Origin of the sequence: Desulfosporosinus shakirovi (assembly GCF_020595055.1) — a bacterium.
Classification (GTDB): domain Bacteria; phylum Bacillota; class Desulfitobacteriia; order Desulfitobacteriales; family Desulfitobacteriaceae; genus Desulfosporosinus; species Desulfosporosinus shakirovi.
Map to the genome: position 1 here is coordinate 1 of NZ_JAJDOO010000071.1, position 8,351 is coordinate 8,351.

8 protein-coding genes and 1 pseudogene are annotated in these 8,351 nt (G+C 43.4%); 5 read left to right on the forward strand and 4 right to left on the reverse strand.

Annotation, left to right across the window (positions count from 1 at the left end; translation table 11 throughout):
* Window positions 1-196: 196 nt before the first annotated feature.
* The 4 genes and pseudogenes from LJE72_RS25560 to LJE72_RS25575 form a co-directional block, all read left to right on the forward strand.
* Window positions 197-277: pseudogene (locus tag LJE72_RS25560) on the forward strand (MerR family DNA-binding transcriptional regulator); the annotation flags it as partial.
* Between the two features lie 182 nt (window positions 278-459).
* The gene (locus LJE72_RS25565) at window positions 460-1,035 is read left to right on the forward strand and encodes a Uma2 family endonuclease (RefSeq protein ID WP_229250958.1); all 576 of its coding nucleotides are present in this window, start codon (window positions 460-462) and stop codon (window positions 1,033-1,035) included.
* Between the two features lie 537 nt (window positions 1,036-1,572).
* The gene (locus tag LJE72_RS25570; protein ID WP_229250959.1) at window positions 1,573-1,848 is read left to right on the forward strand and encodes a hypothetical protein; all 276 of its coding nucleotides are present in this window, start codon (window positions 1,573-1,575) and stop codon (window positions 1,846-1,848) included.
* Between the two features lie 171 nt (window positions 1,849-2,019).
* Window positions 2,020-2,904, forward strand: coding sequence for a hypothetical protein (locus tag LJE72_RS25575; RefSeq protein WP_229250960.1), 885 nt, complete (start codon window positions 2,020-2,022; stop codon window positions 2,902-2,904).
* A 107-nt stretch (window positions 2,905-3,011) separates the two neighbouring features.
* Here LJE72_RS25575 and LJE72_RS25580 read toward each other — a convergent pair whose 3' ends face one another.
* From LJE72_RS25580 to LJE72_RS25595, 4 genes are all read right to left on the reverse strand, one after another.
* Window positions 3,012-3,761 carry a phosphate ABC transporter ATP-binding protein gene (locus LJE72_RS25580; protein WP_229250961.1) on the reverse strand — a complete coding sequence of 250 codons (750 nt, stop codon included), beginning with the start codon at window positions 3,759-3,761 and terminating at the stop codon, window positions 3,012-3,014.
* Window positions 3,758-4,591, reverse strand: a complete 834-nt coding sequence (locus LJE72_RS25585; RefSeq protein ID WP_229250962.1) for a PstA family ABC transporter permease — start codon at window positions 4,589-4,591, stop codon at window positions 3,758-3,760. The genes LJE72_RS25580 and LJE72_RS25585 overlap by 4 nt, the downstream gene beginning before the upstream one ends.
* Before the next feature lie 27 nt (window positions 4,592-4,618).
* On the reverse strand, window positions 4,619-5,491 hold the full coding sequence (gene pstC, locus LJE72_RS25590; protein WP_229250963.1) for a phosphate ABC transporter permease subunit PstC: 873 nt from the start codon (window positions 5,489-5,491) through the stop codon (window positions 4,619-4,621).
* Window positions 5,492-5,650: 159 nt separating this feature from the next.
* Window positions 5,651-6,583 carry a phosphate ABC transporter substrate-binding protein gene (locus LJE72_RS25595; protein ID WP_229250964.1) on the reverse strand — a complete coding sequence of 311 codons (933 nt, stop codon included), beginning with the start codon at window positions 6,581-6,583 and terminating at the stop codon, window positions 5,651-5,653.
* A 307-nt stretch (window positions 6,584-6,890) separates the two neighbouring features.
* Between LJE72_RS25595 and LJE72_RS25600 the strand changes: the two genes are divergently transcribed.
* Complete coding sequence (locus LJE72_RS25600; RefSeq protein WP_229250965.1) at window positions 6,891-8,201, forward strand: sigma-70 family RNA polymerase sigma factor; 1,311 nt, start codon at window positions 6,891-6,893, stop codon at window positions 8,199-8,201.
* The last annotated feature ends 150 nt before the right edge of the window (window positions 8,202-8,351 follow it).

The window sequence follows — 8,351 nt, forward strand, 5'->3', positions numbered from 1 at the left end:
GAAGGAGAGACTGCGTAAGCAGCTCAAAGCCTTCTTGGAGAACATGGCCAAAAGCATCAGTCAATGGCCTCCCGGGATTAAAATGTCATAATTGCAATGGGTTACCCCTAGTTATCGAAGTTTCACAATTGGGCAAATAAAAATACATTTTCTCAGCTTTGTAGTAAAATGTGGTTAGAAAATGAGGTGAGGGGATATGTTTAAAATAGGAGAATTTTCCAAACTGGCCCAAGTATCGATTCGAATGTTGCGATATTATGATGAAACAGGATTATTAGGCATAGTCGATATAAAATGAGCGGGCAGAGCAGGCAAATTGTACATCGCGGGCCAAGATTTGAAGGGGGGATTTCTTGTCAATAGCCTCTTTCAGTTGATCTGCGCTATAAGGTATTCAATTTCAAGATAATGATATTCATGCCAAGGATGTGTTATAATATGGGAAAAGGAGGTGTCTATATGTCACCTACTCCAAAAGAGTTATCAGCCTCTTACAGCTACGCAGACTATTTGACCTGGCCGGAAGACGAACGCTGGGAGCTAATTGACGGAGTTCCCTTTAATATGACTCCCGCCCCTACGCCAAAACATCAAGAAATTCTAGGAGAATTGTTTCGCATACTGGCAAATTGGCTCAAAGGAAATAGATGTAGAGCCTATATGGCCCCGTTTGATGTTCGACTAGCCGGATCCGAGACGCTTGATACGGAAATCGATAAAGTTGTTCAGCCAGATATTTCAGTGGTGTGTGATCCTCAGAAAATTGATGATCGTGGATGTTTGGGAGCACCGGACATGATTATTGAAATACTATCACCGTCAACGTTTAAAAAAGACCTAGGGATAAAGCTTACCCTTTATGAAAGTTCCGGGGTTAAAGAATATTGGGTCGTCTACCCCCTGGATGAAATAGTTATGGTGTTTATTCTTCAGAACGGCCAGTATGGAAAACCTACGGTCTACTCAGTACCCGATGAGATCCCAGTAGAATTATTCGAAGATCTCACTATACCCTTGGAATCCGTTTTTCGATGATTCGGTTAGGGGCATCATGAAATGCGATGCTCCGTTTAATCAGAATTACAATTGTGGTACTGAAGATAGAACAGAAAGATTACCGAGTTAGAGAATATTATTGAACAAGATCAACTATATTTAAATTGATTCAAATAAGTCGCCAATAGCCCTCATCTAATTCTAGGTGGGGGCTATTTACGCTTACAATTATTCTTGCTTTATGGGTTTTTCTGAATCCTTGCCTGACTTTAGAAGAACAAATTCACTGTCCTTGCTTCTAAGTACATTTCCTTCGTTTGACGTTGTATCTCCTGGATTTCTTCGATGATATCCGTCATTTTGTTGAATAGTATACTATACATCTCTTTCTACCGTGACTATAAAATAGCGCGCAGGAACGGAACTCCGCTCATCCATGCGCGGAGTTGCAAAACTAGAGAATATGCATTGCTGGGGTGAGTCTAGCCGCTGGGATACTGTTGATACAGATAGATATCAGAGGGCGCGTGTTGAGATACCGCCTGTTCTGTCTTTTTGCGTGTGAGAAATGCTCTAATGTTCGATAAGAATTTGCTGCTGGAAGAAAAAGATATCTTAAAGCTGTTAAATTATTACCGGTTGGATCAGGAAGTACTTAACCCCGCAGGGGATGAAGTGTCGGAATGGCAAAGAGAAAGAATCAAGAAAACCCTTAAGCGAAAAATCAGAAGTACCCGGTCTTTTAAAATCCTGCGCTTTGGTTCCATGGCGGCTGTTGTCCTGCTGGCTGCCGCTATTGCCCTTGAAACAACGTCTTCCGTTTGGGCCAGGAACATTCCTCTGGTTAGTTAACGCCACTCCTTTAAATGGAGGCGGTGCCACAGGGGAGTTTACCGATGATTTTACTTACGTCGGAAGTGGTGAGTTTAAATATGATGCTCATGGATCGCCTTTGATGATCAGGGAGTAGAGCTTGTGCCTAAGGGCGCAAGCCGGCATGGCATAGGCCCCTTTACAGGCTCGATGCAGTTTGAAAAAACAAAGGGCATCCCGCCTTGTCTTACCGTCATTCCTTGCCTTCAAATTTTGCCCGAAGAAGTCAAGCTCAGATTGAAGCCTGGTAATCAGAAAACTAGGGTTGCCCAAACCATAGAAATTCCAAGTGAAAGCAGAGTTTTAGACGGCAAATTCCCCCTGGAGCTTACCCAGGGCAAGATGGGCAAACTCCACATAGTCAAAGGAGTGGGTACAATTTATCTGATTTATAATCTGGATGAACCTAAAGTAAAGGCGTATGAAAAGTTGATTGATTATGCATTAGGTAAATCAGATGCATTTATGTTAGTCACTGCAAGGCAGGAAAGTTATGCTGATTTGAAAAATTTCAAATATAGTTTTCTTGGACGAGAAGAATTCGAGAACGAAATGCATTATCAAAGATATTTAAAATCATGCGAAAAAATCCAAGAAGAAATGCTGGGAAGGGCGCAAATTTTTGAAAAGAGTACAAAACCGTATTTAGAAAAGTTGCAGCCTTATTTAATTAAAGTAAGAAATAAGCCTGAAGAATGGCCTAGTACTATGTGTGGTGATGATAGTAAAGAAATTCATGTTGATATTAACACTTATAAGGTTTGCAGAGAGGTTAGATCTTATTTACTGGAACCGGCAGGTTTATTCCATTGGTTACGTCCATTTTTTCCGGAGGATTTATGTTTCTTTAAGGATGGATATTGTTGGTTATCATCATCTGCTCATGAAAGCTTTGCCGAAATTTATATTGACAATGAAGATGAAGTGGAATCGCTGAAGACATTAGGATTAAAGTTTAAATGCGAGAAAAAAGAAATTCAGATGTTTTATGAAGATTATTCAAGAGAGTGTGTCGTAGATAAGAGTGAAGAGTAAGGATATGAGAGAAATATCCGAAGCAGTACCAGCTAAGGCTGTACAGTATGCTGAGTGCCGAAAGTATCGAAGAAGCCAATTTTGTGGGGGATGCAAAAGGAGCCTAATTAGCCGAATAATCCTTCCAAGTATTGTTTGCTTGCTTCAGCTCGGGGACTTGTAAAAAATTCAGTGGTGGTATTCAACTCTATAAGCCTGCCATCTAGAAAGAACGCTGTATAGTCGGCAATTCTTCGGGCTTGCTGTAAATTATGAGTGACAATCACAATTGTATAGTGGGCGGAGAGCTTTAGGATCAGGTCTTCAATTAGTTTCGTATTATGGATATCCAGGGATGAACAAGGCTCATCCATCAATAAAACCTCGGGTTCTACGCATAAAGAGCGGGCAATACAGAGCCTTTGCTGCTGACCGCCTGAAAGCTTGAGGGCAGACATGAATAAATGATCCTTGACTTCCTCATAGAGTCCGCACAATTTTAAGTTTGCCTCGATAATTTCAGTTAAGCTATCTTTACCTTTTACACCATGATATTTCAAAGCATAGGCCAGATTATCATAAATGGACATAGGAAAGGGCAGGGGCTGCTGAAAAACTAGGCCGATGTCCTTTCGTAATTTTGTTAAGGGAATTTGCTGAGTGGACTTGCCCCGGAAAAGGATCTCACCGGATACTCTGGCCTGGCTTTCCTCCTCAATGAGCCGGTTGATCGTCCTGAGAAGGGTGGTTTTCCCGCAACCGGAGGGCCCGATAACCGCCAGTACTTTATTTTGGAAAATGGTCAGATTAACGTCTTGTAGTATTTTCGCAGAGCCGATAGCGACATTTAAACTCTTAAGGCTTAGATGGTCGTTCATGGTTTTCCTCTCATTCTCAGTATAGTGGGTAGGGCTGCCAGTAAATTTAGGCCTAACACTAAGGACATCAAAATAAAAGCGGTGCCGTAAGCATTCTCTAGGGAGATGCCCTGACCGATCAGGACATAAAGGTGATAGGGCAAAGACATAAAGGGGGAGGTTATGGACTTAGGTACGGGGGCATTCATCATGCATCCGGTCAGCATGACGGGAGCAGCGGCCCCCATGGCAAAGCCTGAGGCCAGGGCCACGATGGAAAGGATCTGCTTTCTATATAGCGGCAAGAGTAAGTTAAAGATGGTGTAGGCTTGGCTGACGCCTAAGGAAGCCGCTGCGTCCAAAAGCTGTTGGCTGGTCTCCTGAAATAGTTTTTGCAGTCTGATTTGGATAAAGGGAAAAATCATAATAGCCAGAGTTAGGCCGGAAGCCAGGAGGGATAAACCAAGCTCTAACTTAATGACTAAAAAGGCATAACCGAAAAGTCCCAAGACAATGGAGGGAATACCGGCTATGCATTGAATAATTAGGTTAAGTAGGAGTGAAAATCTGGGACTTCGGCAGTAAAAGACCATATAGACTGCGGTAAAAAAGGCTAGGATCCCAGCCGAGAGAGCGGCAATCAAAGTGACCAGCAGACTGCCGGCGATGGCAGGCCAGATGCCGCCTGCTGAACCGACGGGAAAACCTGCCGGTTTAGCCAGAATAAAATTGAGAGTAACTACACCTTGAGCTTTTATATAAACAAAGCCCAAAATAAAAACCAGCAGGCCCAGGGAGAGAACCGTGCTTAAAATTGTCCAGCACCTTAATGTAACATTGCTCGCCTTCATATGATCTGCCTCCGGTCCTTTCTGTCTTTAGTGGAGATTTTCAGTCAAGTTCTTTTTGATGAGATATAAAAGAGCGTTTAGGAAAATCAGGAGCATCATCAGTACAAAACCTGCTGAAAAAAGGGCATGGTAATGCAGGCTTCCCAGTCCTGCAGTCCCTATTTCCAAAGCAATGAGTGCCGGAATGGTTTCGCCCTTGCCGAGAAGTTGAGGAAGAATCGGTGAATTGCCGATGACCATCATTACAGCCATGGTTTCTCCCATGGCCCGGGAAAAGGCTAAGATCATGGCGGTTAAAATGGCGCCCTTGGCGTTGGGCAAGATTAATGCTCTTAACATATAGCTTTTAGAAACCCCCAGAGCCAGAGAGGGTTCCTTATATTGCTTATAGGATTTTTCCATTGTTTCTGCGGCGGATGAAACGATATAGGGTAAAACCATGACGGCCAGGACAATTCCGCCGCTGAGGATGGATTCGCCGGCGGCAAGGAGGAAATTTTTCTCCAGGAATTTCACCACTACCAAGAGACCGATAAAGCCATAAATAACGGAAGGAATTCCCGCTAACACCCCTAAAACAGAGGTGCAAAAGCTCTTGAGTCTTTCGTTTTCAAGAGCCGCTAATTCCAAGGCACAGCCGATTCCTATGGGCAGAGAGATTAGAATGGCAACAATTGAGACATAAACAGTCCCCAGGATCATGGGCAGAATTCCTGCTTTAGGTTCGCGGGCCAAGGGATTCCAGCTAATTCCGCTGATAAAATCAAAGAAATTGACTTCTCGGAAAATCTGTAGGCTTTCCCGGGCAATAAAAATAATCACCAGAAAAAGCAGGATTGCGGAGAGCGCCGTAAAGAGTCTGCTTAAAAAGCTAACTAGTTTTTCTAATATCTGATTCATAAAACACTCCATCTGAGAAAACCCAAGGAATCATTGCAGCTTCCAGACTAAATCAGGGCCTGAAGGCTTGAAAAGCAGGCATAGAAAGCTGATGCCCTTGCGGGTGCAAAAAATTCAGAGGCTAAGTGGCCCCTGAATTCTTGCTTAACATATTCTCGGCTATTTATTGGGAACAAAGCCTAATTTCTCGATAACATCTATTCCTTCGTTGGAAACAACATAGTCCATGAAGGCTTTTTCTTGAGGCAGTAGAGTTCCTTTTTTAAGGATAATCAGAGGTCTGGATATTTTGTAAGTACCACTTAAGATATTTTCTGCAGAGGGCTCTATCCCATCAACTTTAAAAGGTGCCAGTTTTCCTTTGTTTTGATTGACCATGCCATAGGAAGCATAGCCAATAGCGTTTTCGTTCTCCATGATTTTGGTCACTAAAGCTCCCATGGAAGGGGCTTGAATGACGTCAGCCCGGATCTGGGAGTCTCCCATAATTGCTTTCTGGAAAACCTCATGGGCTCCGCCCCCGATATCCCGAGTGACTACCACAATGTCTGTAGCCGGTAAGGAAGGATCCACATCATGCCAAGTTTTAAATTCCCCGGAGAAGATTTTCTTGATTTCGTCGCTGGTTAGGGAGTCTTTTAGTTTGGTCAGATTATTATTCGGGTTGACGGAGATCGTTAAAGCATCCATACCCAGCTTGAATTCTTGATATCCTTCGATTTTGGCTTTTTCGTCGGCGGATACCTTTCTGGAAGCCATGCCGAAATCACTGACCCCATCAATCACGGATTTAACCCCGGCACTGGAGCCGGCCCCGGATACATAGATGGCGATATCTTTTTTCTCAAATTGGCTGTCAACTTTGTCCCAAGTCCCATAATGCTCATTAAAATTAGTGGATAATTGGGATAATTGGGATAATTGGGATAAGACGGGTGCCAAGGTTGTCGAACCATAAAATTTGATTTCTGATTTAAACTGAGCTTTGCCATCATCGACAGGCTTTGTAGCTCCAGTTGGGTTGGAACATCCCACTAAAGCAAAGGCCAGAGATGCGACCAATAAGATTGCCGGTAATAGTTTTTTCTTCATTTTTCTCCCCCTGATTCTAACTGGTTATCCATATAATTCATCTGAAGAAATTATATGATTGATAGCTGGATATGTACAATATAAGTTTTCAATGATGTAATAGATGTAGAAATTGATTATGATGCATGCATTAATTATGCCTGAAAGTCTTAATCCAAGAGAAATAGAAAATCGGAGGTTTTGAGGTCTGGCCAATCTAGATTAGACCATCGCAAGGCCGATTTTCAATTTTTTGCGAAAAATCACTTTCGCCTTCGTTATATAGAGTGTAAAAGCTTTTACCAGAAAGAGAGAAAAGGGGGAAACCATGAAGACGGATCTAACCAATTATATAGGGCGCTTAAAAAACCAAAAGGAAGAAGCCTTGGAATTTGTTATGGATGAATACTTCCCTTTGGTGAAGGGGATAGTCACTCAAATACTGCTCCCCTTGGCAAAACGAGAGCTGGCAGAGGAATGCATAAGCGATGTGTTTCTTTCTGTTTGGCATAATGCCCAAAAATTCAAAGGCGAGAGCGAGGTGGATTTTCGCAAATGGCTTTGCGCCATAGCGAAATACAGGGCCATTGATTTTTATCGCCGCGAGAAAAAACGGCTGGAAATTCCTTCGTCCGGTAAGGAAAGTATGGACATGTTTCCGCCAGAGGAATCTGCAGAGGAGCATGTGCTTGTTAAGGAGAGCATCCGGGAGATGGAGAAGTTGCTGAACCTTTTTTCTCCTGTTGTAGGTGACATTTTCCGGTTTTTAAATGGCGGGCGCAGCGGATTTTATGATTTATACACGGAAAGCGCTCTGGATATCGATATGGTCAAGGCGGACAAGGGCATTGAGGTGACCCTGAATCAAGGCGTCTATGACGGAAAAACCCTATCCCTGACTTATACTATTAAGACCGCTGAGGATTTTGGGGAAAATCTCCACCTGAACAGTAACTTAGACGTTGATTTCGCCGAAGGAACCGCAGGGAGCGAGAGGCTGAAAAAGGTTAGCCCCGGGGTCTATGTGGGGCAGAGCAATTATACCTTTTTTAGTGAGCAGGAAAACAGGGACGCTATTTCCTTCCGCTGGAGTGTTTCCGGTCTGACGAATATGGATGAAGGATTAGGGGATGATGAAAGGAAGACTACTGCCTGCCGGCTGAATTACAGTGTATCCTTAAAGGCATTGGATTATAAAGTGCTGGATGTAGCTGAAAACCGGGATGTGGCTCAGCAGGTGGCCATCAGCTTGAAACATCTCTCGGCTACCCCGATCAATACAATTCTTTACTACGCAGAGGAAATTCCTAGCGATCTGGTCAATTCGGTGCAGATGGTTTGGGAAATCAAGGATGATTTAGGCAATGTCTATGCCTATAATGAGAACATAGGACAGGGGAGAATCAGCGGCAAGATGCTTAAAATGGAGTATGTCCTGACCTTTAATCATCTGAATCCCCGGGCGAAGACCCTGTTTATCACGCCGACTTTGAAATTAGTTCATACCCAGGGCGGCGGAGTGACAATCGCTGAAAACGGTGAAGAAACACCTTTAGTAGACAAAGGTCTGCCGGCAGGAATGGCTCCCGGGGAGTGGACAATGAAGCAGGTTAGGATAGATATTAGTTCCCTGCAGTGAAGATTGTCACAGCGCATAAATGTCGGAACATATTTCCGAAAGAACATCTCATTTTATCAATTTTGCGGTGAAATGTGGTTGGAAACATACCGCACCCCATTGTCGAGATACGCCGCAACAGCAGTCATATTCTCACCGAAGAATAAGTGT